Annotated in this window: 7 protein-coding genes and 3 rRNA genes; 7 read left to right on the top strand and 3 right to left on the bottom strand. The window is 66.6% G+C overall.

Annotated features, from left to right (window positions below):
• Positions 1-16: 16 nt before the first annotated feature.
• The gene (locus TNCT6_RS26710; protein WP_141362935.1) at positions 17-2,383 is read right to left on the bottom strand and encodes a glycoside hydrolase family 31 protein; all 2,367 of its coding nucleotides are present in this window, start codon (positions 2,381-2,383) and stop codon (positions 17-19) included.
• A gap of 214 nt (positions 2,384-2,597) precedes the next feature.
• Between TNCT6_RS26710 and TNCT6_RS26715 the strand changes: the two genes are divergently transcribed.
• Both TNCT6_RS26715 and TNCT6_RS26720 read left to right on the top strand, forming a co-directional pair.
• Positions 2,598-4,565 (top strand): acetoacetate--CoA ligase, encoded by a 1,968-nt coding sequence (locus tag TNCT6_RS26715; protein ID WP_141362937.1) that lies wholly within the window; start codon positions 2,598-2,600, stop codon positions 4,563-4,565.
• A gap of 126 nt (positions 4,566-4,691) precedes the next feature.
• A complete protein-coding gene (locus tag TNCT6_RS26720) occupies positions 4,692-5,582 on the top strand; it encodes a hypothetical protein (protein WP_141362939.1) in 891 nt (296 codons plus the stop codon).
• Between the two features lie 71 nt (positions 5,583-5,653).
• Here the strand turns inward: TNCT6_RS26720 and ptsP are convergent, their stop codons facing one another.
• Positions 5,654-7,324, bottom strand: a complete 1,671-nt coding sequence (ptsP, locus tag TNCT6_RS26725; protein ID WP_141362941.1) for a phosphoenolpyruvate--protein phosphotransferase — start codon at positions 7,322-7,324, stop codon at positions 5,654-5,656.
• 92 nt (positions 7,325-7,416) lie between these two features.
• Entirely contained in the window at positions 7,417-7,866 is a 450-nt protein-coding gene (locus tag TNCT6_RS26730; protein WP_141362943.1) for a PTS glucose transporter subunit IIA, read from the bottom strand.
• Positions 7,867-8,424: 558 nt separating this feature from the next.
• Here TNCT6_RS26730 and TNCT6_RS26735 point away from each other — a divergent pair.
• From TNCT6_RS26735 to TNCT6_RS26755, 5 genes are all read left to right on the top strand, one after another.
• Positions 8,425-9,950 (top strand): 16S ribosomal RNA (locus TNCT6_RS26735).
• Between the two features lie 312 nt (positions 9,951-10,262).
• Positions 10,263-13,386, top strand: a 23S ribosomal RNA gene (locus TNCT6_RS26740).
• Between the two features lie 87 nt (positions 13,387-13,473).
• Positions 13,474-13,590 (top strand): 5S ribosomal RNA (rrf, locus tag TNCT6_RS26745).
• The 16S, 23S and 5S rRNA genes sit together here, the layout of an rRNA operon.
• 109 nt (positions 13,591-13,699) lie before the next feature.
• Complete coding sequence (locus TNCT6_RS26750; protein ID WP_141362945.1) at positions 13,700-14,308, top strand: CDP-alcohol phosphatidyltransferase family protein; 609 nt, start codon at positions 13,700-13,702, stop codon at positions 14,306-14,308.
• A gap of 117 nt (positions 14,309-14,425) precedes the next feature.
• The gene (locus TNCT6_RS26755; protein ID WP_141362947.1) at positions 14,426-16,921 is read left to right on the top strand and encodes a mannose-1-phosphate guanyltransferase; all 2,496 of its coding nucleotides are present in this window, start codon (positions 14,426-14,428) and stop codon (positions 16,919-16,921) included.
• The last annotated feature ends 38 nt before the right edge of the window (positions 16,922-16,959 follow it).

Here is a 16,959-nt window from a genome sequence, read left to right on the forward strand (position 1 = left end):
CGGTGCCCGCCCGAACTCAGGACGCGCCGAGCCCCCGTATGCGCACCGGGTGGGAAGGCTCGCCGGCACCGTCCTCCCGCTCGCGCTCGACGACGACCTCCCCGTCCTGCCAACGGGTCGCGTAGCGTTCGAGCTCCGGCTCCTCCCAGCCGTCGCCCGCGTCCGGCACCACCAGTCCGCCGCCCGTACGCCCCTGGGCGGGCGCCCACACCTCCAGCTCCAGGCCGCCGCCCTCACCCCGCACGGGAATCACCGCGCCCGCGCGCGCGAGCACCGGAATCCGCGCGAGCGGGGCGTCGACCAGCACCTGCCCCGGTCCCTCGTACGCCCGTCCCGTCGCCGTGTCGTACCAGCGGCCCCGCGGCAGCCTCACCGCCCGCCGGTCCGTACCGGGGTCGAGCACGGGCGCCACCAGCAGGCCGTCGCCGAGCAGGAAGGCGTCCTCGCAGTCCCGCAGAGCCCGGTCCTCCGGCGCGCTCCACCACAGCGGCCGCACATAGGGCGCCCCGGTGCGCCGCGCCAAGTGCGCAAGCGTCACGAAGTACGGCAGCAGGCGCCGGCGCTCGACGAGCGCCACGCGCGCGTGCTCCAGGACCTCCGGCCCGAACTCCCACGGCTCTCCGCGCTCCGCCCGCGGGCTCGCGTGCGTGCGGAACAACGGCAGACGGGACCCCAGTTGGAACCGGCGCAGATACAGCTCGGGGGAGGGGCCGCCGGCCGACCCGCCCACGTCCGGGCCGGAGTACGGCACTCCACACAGCCCCAGCCCCAGCACCAGTGACAGCGACGCCCGCAGCCCCGGCCAGCCGGTGGCCACGTCGCCCGACCAGGTGCCGCCGTAGCGCTGCGTCCCGGCCCAGCCCGAGCGCGAGAAGAGGAACGGCCGCTCCTCGGGCACCAGGTCCCGCAGCCCCTCGTACGCCGCCTCGGCCATGCACAGGGCGTACACGTTGTGCGCCTGGCGATGGTCACCGCCCCGGCCCTCCAGGGCGTGCCGGGCCGACCGGGGCAGGGTCGTCTCGCCGAAGGCGGCGAAGGAGGTCGGCTCGTTCATGTCGTGCCGGAAACCGGCGAAGCCCCGCCCCAGCCGCTCCCGGTACAAGCCGCCCCACCACTGCCGCACGCGCGCGTGCGTGAAGTCCGGGAAAACCGCCTCTCCGGGCCGGGCGACGCCCCGCACCAACCGGCCCGAGGAGTCCCGCACGAAGGCGTCCGCGGCCGTTCCGCCGTCGTACACGGCGTTGCCCGGCACGGCCCTCACGGCAGGTTCGACGACGGACACCAGCCGGATCCCGTCCCGCCGCAGCTCCTCGGCCAGCACCGGCAGCTTGGGGTAGCGGGCCTCGTCGACCGTGAACACCTGGTGCGCGTCGTGGTGGTCGGTGTCCAGGTGCACGGCGTCCAGCGGCAGTTCGTGCTCGTGATAGCCCGCGACGATCCGCCGCACCTCCTGCTCGCCGCCGGAGCCCCACCCCGCGTGATGGTGTCCCAGGGCCCACGCGGGCGGGACCGCGGCCGGTCCGGTGAGGGAGGACCAGACGTGCGCCACGCGCGCGGGGGTGCCGACGATCACCCAGCAGCGCAGCGGACCGCCGTCCATCCTGAACTCGCTCGCCCCGGCCCGGTCGTGGCCCGAGCCGGCGCCCTCCGCACCCTCCCGGAGCGTGACCGTGCCGTCCCAGGAGTTGTCGTGGAACACCAGGTGCGTGCCCGCTTCGGCCACGACCAGCTGGACCGGCATGGTGACGTGGAGCGGGTCGTCACCGGGACCGAACGCATGGCCCGGATCGGTGTTCCACAGGCGATAGGTGCCGTCGCGCAGCCGGGGACCGCCGGCCCGGCCGCCCAGACCGAAGAACCGCGCGTCGGCCGCCACCTCCGACCGCTGCGACCACCGTGCGGGGCCCCCGTCGTCCGGCTCCCACCACCGGGGCGGCAGATCACGGCGCAGCGGCACACCCCCGGGCGTGCGGACCTCGATCGCGCCGTGCCGCGAGACACCGAGGGTGACCCGTTCCGCCACGACCCGCCAGCCACCGTCCTTGTCCGGCTCCAGCACGGCGCGCGGGTCCGGCTCCGGGCACGGGCCGGCGAGGGCGTACGACGGCTCGGGTCCGGCGCCGTCCCACCCCCAGAAGACGGCCCCGTTCCCGGCGACGGCGATATGGAGCTCCGAGCGGGCGAAGCGGACGACACCGCCCCCGGGCCCGGGCTCCACGTCCCGCACCGCACCGGGCACCCGCGCGCGTTCGGCCCCCCGCGACGGCAGGCCGACGGCGTCCGCGCGCCGCCGGCGCCACGCGGCGCGTACGGTGCGCAGCCCCTGGGCCACTCCCGTAGAACCGACCGCCTTCACCGAACGCACCAGGTCACGACCGTCCATGCTGCTCACCCTGCCATCGACGGCCGTTGACGCGCGTGGCGTTCAACTGCCGTTCATCCATGCCGCGACCACATCTTCACGACGCGGACTATGTGCGGTGCACCCTGGTGTAGAAGTCGATCACATGGCATCGTCCGTGTCAGCCGCGTCACGCGCACACCCCAGCACGTGCGCGGACCGACGCACACGACGCGCACAGTCCGGGAGCCGCCCCATGTCGACCGCGAACCCCCTGCCGCTCTGGCAGCCCGATCCGCAGCGGATCGCCCAGGCACAGATCACGAAGTTCCAGTCCTGGGCGGCCGAGCACCACGGCGCCCCGGCCCTGGGCGGTTACCCGACACTGCACCGCTGGTCCGTCGACGAGCTGGAAGCCTTCTGGAAAGCCGTGACGCAGTGGTTCGACGTACGGTTCACCAGCCCCTACGCGCGCGTGCTGGGCGACCGGTCGATGCCCGGCGCCGAATGGTTCCCCGGCGCCACCCTGAACTACGCCGAACACGCCCTGCGCGCGGCCGCCACGCGCGCCGACGAACCCGCCCTCCTCCACGTCGACGAGACACACGAACCGTGCCCGGTGACCTGGACCGAACTGCGCCGCCAGGTGGGCGCCCTGGCCGCCGAGCTGCGCGCCCTCGGTGTACGCCCGGGGGACAGGGTCAGCGGCTATCTGCCGAACATCCCCCAGGCCGTCGTCGCCCTCCTCGCCACGGCCGCCGTCGGCGCCGTCTGGACGTCCTGCGCCCCCGACTTCGGCGCCCGCAGCGTCCTCGACCGCTTCCAGCAGGTGGAACCGGTGGTCCTGTTCACCGTCGACGGCTACCGCTACGGCGGCAAGGAGCACGACCGCCGCGACGTCGTCACCGAACTGCGCCGCGAACTTCCCACCCTGCGCGCGGTCGTCCACATCCCTCTCCTGGGCACCGAAGCCCCCGAGGGCGCCCTGGAGTGGTCCGACCTGACCTCCGCCGACGTCGACCCCGTCTTTGAACCGGTGCCCTTCGACCACCCCCTGTGGGTGCTGTACTCCTCGGGCACCACCGGCCTGCCCAAGGCGATCGTGCAGTCCCAGGGCGGCATCCTCGTCGAGCACCTCAAGCAGCTCGGCCTGCACTGCGACCTCGGCCCCGGGGACCGCTTCTTCTGGTACACGTCGACCGGCTGGATGATGTGGAACTTCCTCGTCTCCGGACTGCTGACCGGCACGACGGTCATCCTGTACGACGGCAGCCCCGGCTACCCGGACACCGGCGCCCAGTGGCGTATCGCCGAACGCACCGGAGCCACCCTGTTCGGCACCTCCGCCGCCTACGTCATGGCCTGCCGCAAGGCGGAGGTCCACCCCTCGCGCGACTTCGACCTGTCGACGGTGCGGTGCGTCGCGACGACCGGATCGCCGCTGCCGCCCGACGGATTCCGCTGGCTGCACGACGAGGTCCGCGAGGACCTGTGGATCGCCTCCGTCAGCGGCGGCACCGACGTGTGCTCCTGCTTCGCGGGAGCCGTACCGACCCTCCCCGTCCACATCGGCGAGCTCCAGGCCCCGTGCCTGGGCACCGACCTCCAGTCCTGGGACCCGAACGGCACACCGCTGATCGACGAGGTCGGCGAACTCGTGGTCACCAACCCCATGCCGTCCATGCCGATCCACTTCTGGAACGACCCCGACGGCAGCCGCTACCACGACAGCTACTTCGCCGTGTATCCCGGCGTGTGGCGCCACGGCGACTGGATCACGCTCACCTCCCGCGGCTCGGTGATCATCCACGGACGCTCCGACTCCACGCTCAACCGCCAGGGCGTGCGGATGGGCTCCGCCGACATCTACGAAGCCGTCGAACGCCTCCCCGAGATCAAGGAATCCCTCGTCATCGGCGTCGAACAGCCCGACGGCGGCTACTGGATGCCCCTCTTCGTGCAGCTGGCACCCGGAGCCGTCCTCGACGACGCGCTGCTCGACCGCATCAAGCGGACCATCCGCGAACAGCTCTCCCCACGCCACGTCCCCGACGAGGTCATCCAGGTGCCGGGCATCCCGCACACCCTCACCGGCAAGCGCATCGAGGTCCCGGTCAAGCGCCTCCTCCAGGGCACGCCGCTGGACAAGGCGGTCAACCCCGGCTCGGTCGACGACCTCGACCTGCTGCGCTTCTACGAGGAACTGGCCCGCAAGCGCGCCTGAGCGCCGGGTCCCCCCACCGCCCACGGTGGGGGGACCCGCAGGCTCCGTGAACGCCTGTCCGCCCCCGTTGTCAGTGGCTCCGGTTACGGTGAGTGAGCATTGATCGACTGCGCTCACAGGGGAAACATGGCGCACACCGACCACCTGACCATGCGGCGCGACCTGCGCCGGGAGATCGCCGGCACCATCGGCCTGCTCACCGACGAACAGGACTTCAGCGCCATGCGGCGCTACCGCAGCTTCACGTTCGACGACCACACCGCCTACCTCCACCAGGTCGAGAAACTCCTCCAACTCCTGGCCGCTCAAGGCGGCCACACCACGGTGGCCCTCTTCGACCCCGAGGAGTACGCCGAATACTGCGCGGGGACCGGTCTCGACCCCGACATCCCGTCCAGCCGCGCCCGCTTCACCGCCGAACTCGCGAGCAGGGGCCCCACCCTTCCCTACGACGGCCGGCCCCTGGCCGAACTCGTCCCCGACCTCGTCGACGAGGCCGTCCGCCAGGCCACCTGGGAGTACGCCTCCACCCTGCTGGCCCGGCTCGGCCCCTGCGCCTCCTGCGGCGAGAACATCGGCCGCGCCGCCTTCGCCCGGGCCGCGGACCTCGTCGTCCGCATCCTCGACACGGCCCCGCCCGGCAACCGGCACCTGGTGTGCAGCGTCACCGGTACACCCGAAACCCTCCTCGCCGTCCTTCACGCCGACGACGAGGGCGACGCCACACAACTCGACGAGGCCGAAGCCCTGGAGTTCACCACGGTCCTGGCTCTCGGCATCGCCACCGACGGCCCCGGCGGGCTCGTCATGCGCACCATCGCCCCCGGCACCGCCGACCGCGTCTACGGCTGGCGCCTGCACGCCGGCGGCCTCGAACCCCTCACCGCCGGCGAGGTCTTCGACGCCTACTGCACCGACATCGAATCCGGCGACCTGATCTCCCCGGAATCCGGCGTCGACTACGGCGAGCCGCCCGACCTCGGAGCAGAAGAAGGACCGGCCCCGCAGCACGGCTGAACACCCGAGGGGCGCCCCACCCGACAGGTGGAGCGCCCCTCGAGGACCAGCCGGCGAACGGCGGGCCACGGTCACTCGCCGGACAGCACCGCCTGCGCCGCGGCGCGCGCCTCGTCCGCGCTGTCCGCGGCACGCGCCGCCGCGGCCGCGCGCTCGCACTGCGCCAGCGTGTACTTCGCCAGCGTCGTCCGTACATAGGGAAGTGATGCCGCACCCATGGACAGGGAGGTGACACCCAGACCGGTCAGCACGCACGCGAGCAGCGGGTCGGACGCGGCCTCACCGCAGACCCCGCAGCTCTTGCCCTCGGCCCGTGCCGCCTCGGCGGCGATCGCGACCAGGTCGAGCAGCGCGGGCTGCCAGGGGTCCTGCAACCGCGACAGCGCACCCGCCTGACGGTCGGCGGCGAAGGTGTACTGCGCCAGGTCATTGGTCCCCAGCGACAGGAACTCCACCTCCTGAAGCACCGACCGCGCCCGCAGCGCGGCCGACGGGATCTCGACCATCGCACCGAACTTCGCCCGCAGCCCCGCGGCACGGCACGCGTCCGCGAACGCCTTGGCGTCCGTGCGGTCCGCGACCATCGGGGCCATCACCTCGAGGTAGACCGGCAGGCCCTCGGCCGCCTTGGCGAGCGCCGTCAGCTGGGTGCGCAGCACCTCGGGGTGCTCGAGCAGCGTCCGCAGCCCCCGCACACCGAGCGCCGGGTTCGGCTCGTCGCCCGGCGTCAGGAAGTCCAGCGGCTTGTCCGCGCCCGCGTCCAGCACACGTACCACGACCCGGCCCTCGGGGAAGGCCTCCAGCACCTGCCGGTAGGTCTCGACCTGCTTCTCCTCGGACGGCGCGTTCTTGCTGTCGTCCAGGAACAAGAACTCGGTCCGGAACAGACCGACACCCTCGGCACCGGCAGCGAGCGCCGCGGCCACGTCCGCGGGACCGCCGATGTTCGCGAGCAACGGCACCTTGTGGCCGTCCGAAGTGGCACCGGGACCGGTCGCGGAGGCCAGCGCCGCCTTGCGCTCGGCGGCCGAGGCCTCCAGCTGCGCCTTCTTCTCCTCACCGGGGTTCACGAAGATCTCGCCGGTGCTGCCGTCGACGGCGATGACCGTGCCCTCGGCCAGCTCGACGGCGCCGGGCAGCGCCACGACGGCCGGCACACCGAGCGCGCGCGCCAGAATCGCGCTGTGACTCGTCGGCCCGCCCTCCTCGGTGACGAAGCCCAGGACCAGGGTCGGGTCCAGCAGCGCCGTGTCCGCCGGCGCCAGGTCACGGGCGACCAGCACGTACGGCTCGTCGCTGTCCGGCACACCCGGCATCGGCACACCGAGCAGACGGGCGACGATACGATTCCGCACGTCGTCCAGGTCGGCCACCCGGCCCGCGAGGTACTCACCGGCACCGGCGAGCAGGTCCCGGTAGGCGGCGAACGCGTCGTAGACCGCGCGCTCGGCCGTGCTGCCGACGGCGATCCGCCGATCCACATCCGCCATCAGCTCGGGGTCCTGCGCCATCAAGGCCTGCGCCTCGAGCACCGCCTGCGCTTCGCCCCCGGCCAGATTGCCGCGTGCCATCAGATCGGCCGCCACGGCCTCCACCGCCTGACGGGCGCGCCCCTGTTCACGCTCCGCCTCTTCCGCGGGGATCTGCTTGGCCGGCGGCTCCAGCACCGCCGTCCCCATGTGCCGAACCTCGCCGATCGCCACACCGTGGCTCACACCGACGCCTCGCAGCGTTGTCTCCATCTCACCCGTCTCCGATAGTGCGGCGGGTCCCACCGCCGCGGTGGTTGTTGTACGCCGTCCCCGGGAAGGCCGGCCCTGGGAAGGCAGTGCTGTCACTTCCAGGTGAAGAGACGGTCGCCGGCCTTCACCTCTCCGTTGTCGCGGAGATCGGAGAGGCTGTCGGCGGTGGCCTCCAAGGCCACGATCGGGCACACGGGGGACTTGCCGGCGGCTTCGACGGCGGCGGGGTTCCAGCGCACCACCGCCTGGCCGCGCACCACCGTGTCGCCCTTCTTCACCAGCAGCTCGAAGCCCTCGCCGTTGAGCTGGACGGTGTCGATGCCGAGATGGGTGAGCACCCCGCGTCCCTCCTCGTCGACGACGACGAAGGCGTGCGGGTGCAGCGAGACGATGACTCCGTCCACGGGGGCCACGGCGTCGGCGGGCTCGCGTACCGGGTCGAGCGCCGTGCCGGGGCCGACCATGGCTCCGGAGAAGACCGGATCCGGCACGGCGGCCAGTCCGATGGCGCGTCCTGCGACGGGGGACGTCACGGTGGTCATGGGAAGCCTCCCAGGGGTGGAGATTCATGTGCGCCGGCACTGCCTCGCCGGGACGGCGCAGTGTGGCAGCAGGCTATGTCACGGTAAGTACCGGTTACGGGCGAGAGCTTACACAGCTCACGTTGGTGGTCTAGACCACCAAACGAAACGATTTGCACCCACTCCGCGGATCCATGTACAGTCGTACCCCTGCTCGGGGCTGAGTGACGTCACCAGGCGTCCTTACCGGGCAGCACCCATACTTGTCAGATCCTATCTCGGGATCGCCTTCTGCATGCCCGCAGGACGGTGGTCAGAGAGACCGGAAAAGCCTGATAGAGTTTGGATCACCGAAGGGAAGCCCGGAGGAAAGCCCGAGAGGGTGAGTACAAAGGAAGCGACCGTTCCTTGAGAACTCAACAGCGTGCCAAAAATCAACGCCAGATATGTTGATGCCCCGTCTCCAGCGTCTGCTGGGACGAGGTTCCTTTGAAAAACACAGCGAGGACGCTGTGTGCGAGGGGATCATTCCTCCTCTCGCACCGCTCTCGTGGTGTTCATCCCGATTACGGGAAAACATTCACGGAGAGTTTGATCCTGGCTCAGGACGAACGCTGGCGGCGTGCTTAACACATGCAAGTCGAACGATGAACCACTTCGGTGGGGATTAGTGGCGAACGGGTGAGTAACACGTGGGCAATCTGCCCTTCACTCTGGGACAAGCCCTGGAAACGGGGTCTAATACCGGATATGAGCCTGGGAGGCATCTCCTGGGCTGTAAAGCTCCGGCGGTGAAGGATGAGCCCGCGGCCTATCAGCTTGTTGGTGAGGTAATGGCTCACCAAGGCGACGACGGGTAGCCGGCCTGAGAGGGCGACCGGCCACACTGGGACTGAGACACGGCCCAGACTCCTACGGGAGGCAGCAGTGGGGAATATTGCACAATGGGCGAAAGCCTGATGCAGCGACGCCGCGTGAGGGATGACGGCCTTCGGGTTGTAAACCTCTTTCAGCAGGGAAGAAGCGAGAGTGACGGTACCTGCAGAAGAAGCGCCGGCTAACTACGTGCCAGCAGCCGCGGTAATACGTAGGGCGCAAGCGTTGTCCGGAATTATTGGGCGTAAAGAGCTCGTAGGCGGCTTGTCACGTCGATTGTGAAAGCTCGGGGCTTAACCCCGAGTCTGCAGTCGATACGGGCTAGCTAGAGTGTGGTAGGGGAGATCGGAATTCCTGGTGTAGCGGTGAAATGCGCAGATATCAGGAGGAACACCGGTGGCGAAGGCGGATCTCTGGGCCATTACTGACGCTGAGGAGCGAAAGCGTGGGGAGCGAACAGGATTAGATACCCTGGTAGTCCACGCCGTAAACGGTGGGAACTAGGTGTTGGCGACATTCCACGTCGTCGGTGCCGCAGCTAACGCATTAAGTTCCCCGCCTGGGGAGTACGGCCGCAAGGCTAAAACTCAAAGGAATTGACGGGGGCCCGCACAAGCGGCGGAGCATGTGGCTTAATTCGACGCAACGCGAAGAACCTTACCAAGGCTTGACATACACCGGAAAGCATTAGAGATAGTGCCCCCCTTGTGGTCGGTGTACAGGTGGTGCATGGCTGTCGTCAGCTCGTGTCGTGAGATGTTGGGTTAAGTCCCGCAACGAGCGCAACCCTTGTTCTGTGTTGCCAGCATGCCCTTCGGGGTGATGGGGACTCACAGGAGACCGCCGGGGTCAACTCGGAGGAAGGTGGGGACGACGTCAAGTCATCATGCCCCTTATGTCTTGGGCTGCACACGTGCTACAATGGCCGGTACAATGAGCTGCGATACCGTGAGGTGGAGCGAATCTCAAAAAGCCGGTCTCAGTTCGGATTGGGGTCTGCAACTCGACCCCATGAAGTCGGAGTCGCTAGTAATCGCAGATCAGCATTGCTGCGGTGAATACGTTCCCGGGCCTTGTACACACCGCCCGTCACGTCACGAAAGTTGGTAACACCCGAAGCCGGTGGCCCAACCCCTTGTGGGAGGGAGCTGTCGAAGGTGGGACTAGCGATTGGGACGAAGTCGTAACAAGGTAGCCGTACCGGAAGGTGCGGCTGGATCACCTCCTTTCTAAGGAGCACTTCTAGGCCGCTTCGGCGGTCCAGGGGCCAGTACATCGGCGAATGTCCGGTGCTGGTTGCTCATGGGTGGAACGTTGATTATTCGGTCAGGACCTCGGGTCGGAGGCTGCTAGTACTGCTCTTCGGAGCGTGGAACGCATGATCTCCGGACGGGATCTGGCCGGGCACGCTGTTGGGTGTCTGAGGGCACGGCCGTCTGGTCGGGTCTTCGGTTGCCGGCCCCGGTGAAGCACCAGAGTGTTGGTGTGTGACGGGTGGTTGGTCGTTGTTTGAGAACTGCACAGTGGACGCGAGCATCTGTGGCCAAGTTTTTAAGGGCGCACGGTGGATGCCTTGGCACCAGGAACCGATGAAGGACGTGGGAGGCCACGATAGTCCCCGGGGAGTCGTCAACCAGGCTTTGATCCGGGGGTTTCCGAATGGGGAAACCCGGCAGTCGTCATGGGCTGTCACCCTTGTCTGAACACATAGGGCAAGTGGAGGGAACGCGGGGAAGTGAAACATCTCAGTACCCGCAGGAAGAGAAAACAACCGTGATTCCGGGAGTAGTGGCGAGCGAAACCGGATGAGGCCAAACCGTATGCGTGTGAGACCCGGCAGGGGTTGCGCATGCGGGGTTGTGGGATCTCTCTTCTACGGTCTGCCGGCCGTAGGACGAGTCAGAAACCGTTGATGTAGGCGAAGGACATGCGAAAGGTCCGGCGTAGAGGGTAAGACCCCCGTAGTCGAAACGTCAGCGGCTCGTTTGAGAGACACCCAAGTAGCACGGGGCCCGAGAAATCCCGTGTGAATCTGGCGGGACCACCCGCTAAGCCTAAATATTCCCTGGTGACCGATAGCGGATAGTACCGTGAGGGAATGGTGAAAAGTACCCCGGGAGGGGAGTGAAATAGTACCTGAAACCGTGTGCCTACAAGCCGTGGGAGCGTCGGACGAGGACTTGTCCTCGTCTCGTGACTGCGTGCCTTTTGAAGAATGAGCCTGCGAGTTTGCGGTGTGTTGCGAGGTTAACCCGTGTGGGGAAGCCGTAGCGAAAGCGAGTCCGAATAGGGCGTTTCAGTAGCACGCTCAAGACCCGAAGCGGAGTGATCTAGCCATGGGCAGGTTGAAGCGGAGGTAAGACTTCGTGGAGGACCGAACCCACCAGGGTTGAAAACCTGGGGGATGACCTGTGGTTAGGGGTGAAAGGCCAATCAAACTCCGTGATAGCTGGTTCTCCCCGAAATGCATTTAGGTGCAGCGTCGTGTGTTTCTTGCCGGAGGTAGAGCACTGGATAGGCGATGGGCCCTACCGGGTTACTGACCTTAGCCAAACTCCGAATGCCGGTAAGTGAGAGCGCGGCAGTGAGACTGTGGGGGATAAGCTCCATGGTCGAGAGGGAAACAGCCCAGAGCATCGACTAAGGCCCCTAAGCGTACGCTAAGTGGGAAAGGATGTGGAGTCGCACAGACAACCAGGAGGTTGGCTTAGAAGCAGCCACCCTTGAAAGAGTGCGTAATAGCTCACTGGTCTAGTGATTCCGCGCCGACAATGTAGCGGGGCTCAAGCGTACCGCCGAAGTCGTGTCATTGCAGCGTATAGCCCCAACGGGTGCTGTGATGGGTAGGGGAGCGTCGTCTGCCGGGTGAAGCGGCACTGGAAGGTAGTCGTGGACGGTTGACGAGTGAGAATGCAGGCATGAGTAGCGATTCACACGTGAGAAACGTGTGCGCCGATTGACTAAGGGTTCCTGGGTCAAGCTGATCTGCCCAGGGTAAGTCGGGACCTAAGGCGAGGCCGACAGGCGTAGTCGATGGATAACCGGTTGATATTCCGGTACCCGCTGTGAAGCGTCAAACATCGAGCATCGTGATGCTAAGGCCGTGAAGCCGCCCCTGATCTCTTCGGAGTGAGGGGGAGTGGTGGAGCCGCTGAACCAAGCGGTTAGTAGGTGAGTGATGGGGTGACGCAGGAAGGTAGTCCATCCCGGGCGATGGTTGTCCCGGGGTAAGGGTGTAGCCCGAGTGGTAGGTAAATCCGCCGCTCATGCAGGGTGAGACCTGATGCCGAGCCGATTGTGGTGAAGTGGATGATCCTATGCTGTCGAGAAAAGCCTCTAGCGAGTTTCATGGCGGCCCGTACCCTAAACCGACTCAGGTGGTCAGGTAGAGAATACCGAGGCGTTCGGGTGAACTATGGTTAAGGAACTCGGCAAAATGCCCCCGTAACTTCGGGAGAAGGGGGGCCACGCCTGGTGATCACTCTTGCAGTGTGAGCTGGGGGTGGCCGCAGAGACCAGCGAGAAGCGACTGTTTACTAAAAACACAGGTCCGTGCGAAGCCGTAAGGCGATGTATACGGACTGACGCCTGCCCGGTGCTGGAACGTTAAGGGGACCGGTTAGCTCACTTTCGGGTGGGCGAAGCTGAGAACTTAAGCGCCAGTAAACGGCGGTGGTAACTATAACCATCCTAAGGTAGCGAAATTCCTTGTCGGGTAAGTTCCGACCTGCACGAATGGCGTAACGACTTCTCGACTGTCTCAACCATAGGCCCGGTGAAATTGCACTACGAGTAAAGATGCTCGTTTCGCGCAGCAGGACGGAAAGACCCCGGGACCTTTACTACAGTTTGATATTGGTGTTCGGTTCGGCTTGTGTAGGATAGCTGGGAGACTTTGAAGCGGCCACGCCAGTGGTTGTGGAGTCGTCGTTGAAATACCAGTCTGGTCGTGCTGGATGTCTAACCTGGGTCCGTGATCCGGATCAGGGACAGTGTCTGATGGGTAGTTTAACTGGGGCGGTTGCCTCCTAAAGGGTAACGGAGGCGCCCAAAGGTTCCCTCAGCCTGGTTGGTAATCAGGTGTTGAGTGTAAGTGCACAAGGGAGCTTGACTGTGAGACCGACGGGTCGAGCAGGGACGAAAGTCGGGACTAGTGATCCGGCGGTGGCTTGTGGAAGCGCCGTCGCTCAACGGATAAAAGGTACCCCGGGGATAACAGGCTGATCTTCCCCAAGAGTCCATATCGACGGGATGGTTTGGCACCTCGATGTCGGCTCGTCGCATCCTGGGGCTGGAGTCGGTCCCAAGGGTTGGGCTGTTCGCCCATTAAAGCGGTACGCGAGCTGGGTTTAGAACGTCGTGAGACAGTTCGGTCCCTATCCGCTGTGCGCGTAGGAGTCTTGAGAAGGGCTGTCCCTAGTACGAGAGGACCGGGACGGACGAACCTCTGGTGTGCCAGTTGTTCTGCCAAGGGCATGGCTGGTTGGCTACGTTCGGGAGGGATAACCGCTGAAAGCATCTAAGCGGGAAGCCTGCTTCGAGATGAGGACTCCCACCCACTTGATGGGGTAAGGCTCCCAGTAGACGACTGGGTTGATAGGCCGGATCTGGAAGCACCGTGAGGTGTGGAGGTGACCGGTACTAATAGGCCGAGGGCTTGTCCTCAGTTGCTCGCGTCCACTGTGTTGGTTCTGAAACCACGAACAACCGTCGTAGCCGTTGCTGCGGCTCCGGTTGATTGTTTCATAGTGTTTCGGTGGTCATAGCGTGAGGGAAACGCCCGGTTACATTCCGAACCCGGAAGCTAAGCCTCACAGCGCCGATGGTACTGCAGGGGGGACCCTGTGGGAGAGTAGGACGCCGCCGAACTACCTTTAGAGCTCCGGCTCCTGGGCAAACAGCCCGGGAGCCGGAGCTTTTTTGCGTTGGGGTAAGGTCAGGAGGCATCGTCGGTATCTTTCCCACAGGAGGCCCCCGGGTGGAGGTCCAGGAGACCCGTGTTCAGACGGACCGGGTCCTCACCATCCCGAACATCCTCAGCATGGCGCGGCTCGTCGGCGTACCCCTCTTCCTGTGGCTGATTCTCCGGCCGGAGTTCGGTGGCCCCAAGAGTGATGGCTGGGCACTGCTGGTGCTGGCGTTGAGCGGGGTCAGCGACTACCTCGACGGCAAGCTCGCACGACGGTGGAACCAGGTCAGCAGCCTCGGCCGGCTGCTCGACCCCGCCGCCGACCGGCTGTACGTTCTCTCCACCCTCCTCGGTCTCACCTGGCGCGAGATTCTGCCGCTGTGGCTGACCGCTCTTCTCGTGGCACGCGAATTGATGCTCCTGGTGGCCGTGGCTGTCCTCAGGCGACATGGCTACCCGCCGCCGCAGGTGAACTTCCTGGGGAAGGCGGCGACGTTCAACCTGATGTATGCGTTCCCCTTGCTGCTGCTCAGTGACGGCAGCGGATGGATCGCGTCACTCGCGGCCATTTTCGGATGGGCGTTCGCGGGATGGGGTACAACGCTCTATTGGTGGGCAGGAGTCCTCTACGTGGTACAAGTCCGCCGTCTGGTCCGTGCGGACGCCACGGCCGACTGAGTTCCCCTCATCGAGGCAGCCGCGGGGACTCCGATGGCCCGCCTGGGAAAAGTGCGGGACAATCAGGACGGGTGCAGTCGGCTAGATCGTCGTCTCTTGGAGGAGGACGCTTCCGACATGAAGGCCGTCGTGATGGCCGGAGGCGAAGGCACGCGCCTTCGTCCGATGACCTCGAGCATGCCCAAGCCGCTCCTGCCGGTGGCCAACCGGCCGATCATGGAGCATGTGCTGAGGCTGCTCAAAAGGCACGGGCTGAATGAGACCGTCGTCACAGTCCAGTTCCTGGCCTCGTTGGTCAAGAACTACTTTGGTGATGGTGAAGAGCTCGGAATGGAGCTCACCTATGCCAACGAGGAGAAGCCACTCGGAACCGCCGGCAGCGTCAAGAACGCCGAGGAGGCGTTGAAGGACGACGCGTTCCTCGTCATCTCCGGTGATGCCCTGACCGACTTCGACCTCACCCGGCTGATCGAATTCCACAAGGAAAAGGGCGCGATGGTGACCGTGTGTCTTACGCGCGTGCCCAATCCGCTGGAATTCGGCATCACCATCGTCGACGAAGAGGGCAAGGTCGAGCGCTTCCTGGAGAAGCCGACCTGGGGCCAGGTCTTCTCCGACACCGTGAACACGGGCATCTACGTGATGGAGCCCGAGGTGTTCAACTATGTCGACCCCGACGTTCCGGTCGACTGGTCCGGCGATGTCTTCCCGCAGCTGATGAAGGAAGGCAAGCCGATTTACGGCTATATCGCCGAGGGCTACTGGGAGGACGTCGGCACCCACGAGAGCTATGTGAAGGCGCAGGCCGACGTCCTGGAGGGCAAGGTCGACGTCGAGATCGACGGCTTCGAGATCTCCCCGGGAGTCTGGGTCGCCGAGGGCGCAGAGGTGCACCCGGACGCCGTGCTGCGCGGGCCGCTCTACATCGGCGACTACGCCAAGGTGGAGGCCGGCGCCGAGATCCGCGAGCACACCGTCGTCGGCTCCAACGTCGTCGTGAAGAGCGGGGCCTTCCTGCACAAGGCCGTCGTGCACGACAACGTGTACATAGGCCAGCACAGCAACCTGCGCGGCTGTGTCGTCGGCAAGAACACCGACATCATGCGCGCGGCGCGGATCGAGGACGGCGCGGTCATCGGTGACGAGTGCCTGATCGGTGAAGAATCGATCGTGCAGGGCAACGTGAGGGTGTACCCGTTCAAGACCATCGAGGCCGGCGCCTTCGTCAACACCTCGGTGATCTGGGAGTCGCGGGGCCAGGCGCACCTATTCGGAGCCCGCGGAGTGTCCGGGATCCTGAACGTGGAGATCACCCCGGAGCTCGCCGTACGGCTCGCCGGCGCCTATGCGACCACGCTCAAGAAGGGCTCCACGGTCACCACGGCCCGCGACCACTCCCGGGGTGCCCGCGCGCTCAAACGGGCGGTGATCTCGGCCCTCCAGGCCAGCGCCATCGACGTACGGGACCTGGAGAACGTGCCGCTGCCGGTCGCGCGGCAGCAGACCGCGCGGGGCAGCGCGGGCGGCATCATGATTCGGACCTCGCCCGGGGTGCCCGACTCGGTCGACATCATGTTCTTCGACGGACAGGGCGCCGACCTGTCGCAGGGCAGCCAGCGCAAGCTGGACCGGGTCTTCGCGCGCCAGGAGTACCGGCGTGCGTTCCCCGGCGAGATCGGTGACCTGTACTTCCCGTCCAGCGTCTTCGACTCGTACACCGGGTCACTGCTGCGCAACGTCGACACCACCGGGATCGCCGAGTCGGGGCTCAAGGTCGTCGTGGACGCGTCGAACGGCAGCGCCGGACTCGTGCTGCCCAGCCTGCTCGGCAAGCTCGGGGTGGACTCGCTGACGATCAATCCCGGTCTGAACGAGGCCCGGCCGACGGAGACCGCCGACATGCGGCGCTCGGGTCTGGTGCGGCTCGGCGAGATCGTGGCGTCCTCCGGGGCCGCGTTCGGTGTGCGGTTCGACCCGGTGGGCGAGCGGCTGTCGCTCGTCGACGAGAGGGGCCGCATCATCGAGGACGACCGGGCGCTGCTGGTGATGCTCGACCTCATCGCAGCCGAGCGGCGCAGCGGCCGGGTGGCGCTGCCCGTCACGACCACTCGGATCGCCGAGCAGGTGGCCGCCTACCACGGCACCCAGGTGGAGTGGACGACGACCTCGCCCGACGACCTCACACGGGTCGGCGGCGAGGAGGGGACGATCTTCGGCGGCGACGGCAAGGGCGGGTTCATCGTCCCGGAGTTCAGCAGCGTCTACGACGGCACGGCGGCCTTCGTACGGCTCATCGGGCTGGTCGCGCGCACTCAGCTCACCCTGAGCCAGATCGACGCCCGGATCCCGCGTGCGCACGTCCTCAAGCGCGATCTGGCGACGCCGTGGGCCGTCAAGGGCCTGGTGATGCGCCGGGTCGTCGAAGCGGCCGGAGACCGCTTCGTGGACACCACGGACGGTGTGCGGGTGGTGGAGACCGACGGCCGCTGGGTGATGGTCCTGCCCGACCCTGCCGAAGCGGTCACGCATCTGTGGGCCGAGGGGCCCGACGACGCCTCCGCCCAGACGCTGCTGGACGAGTGGGCGGCGGTCGTGGACAGCGCCGGCCGGTAGAACGCGGGCCGGTGGAACAGGGCGCCGGCCGGTAAAAC

Source organism: Streptomyces sp. 6-11-2, assembly GCF_006540305.1.
Taxonomy (GTDB): domain Bacteria; phylum Actinomycetota; class Actinomycetes; order Streptomycetales; family Streptomycetaceae; genus Streptomyces.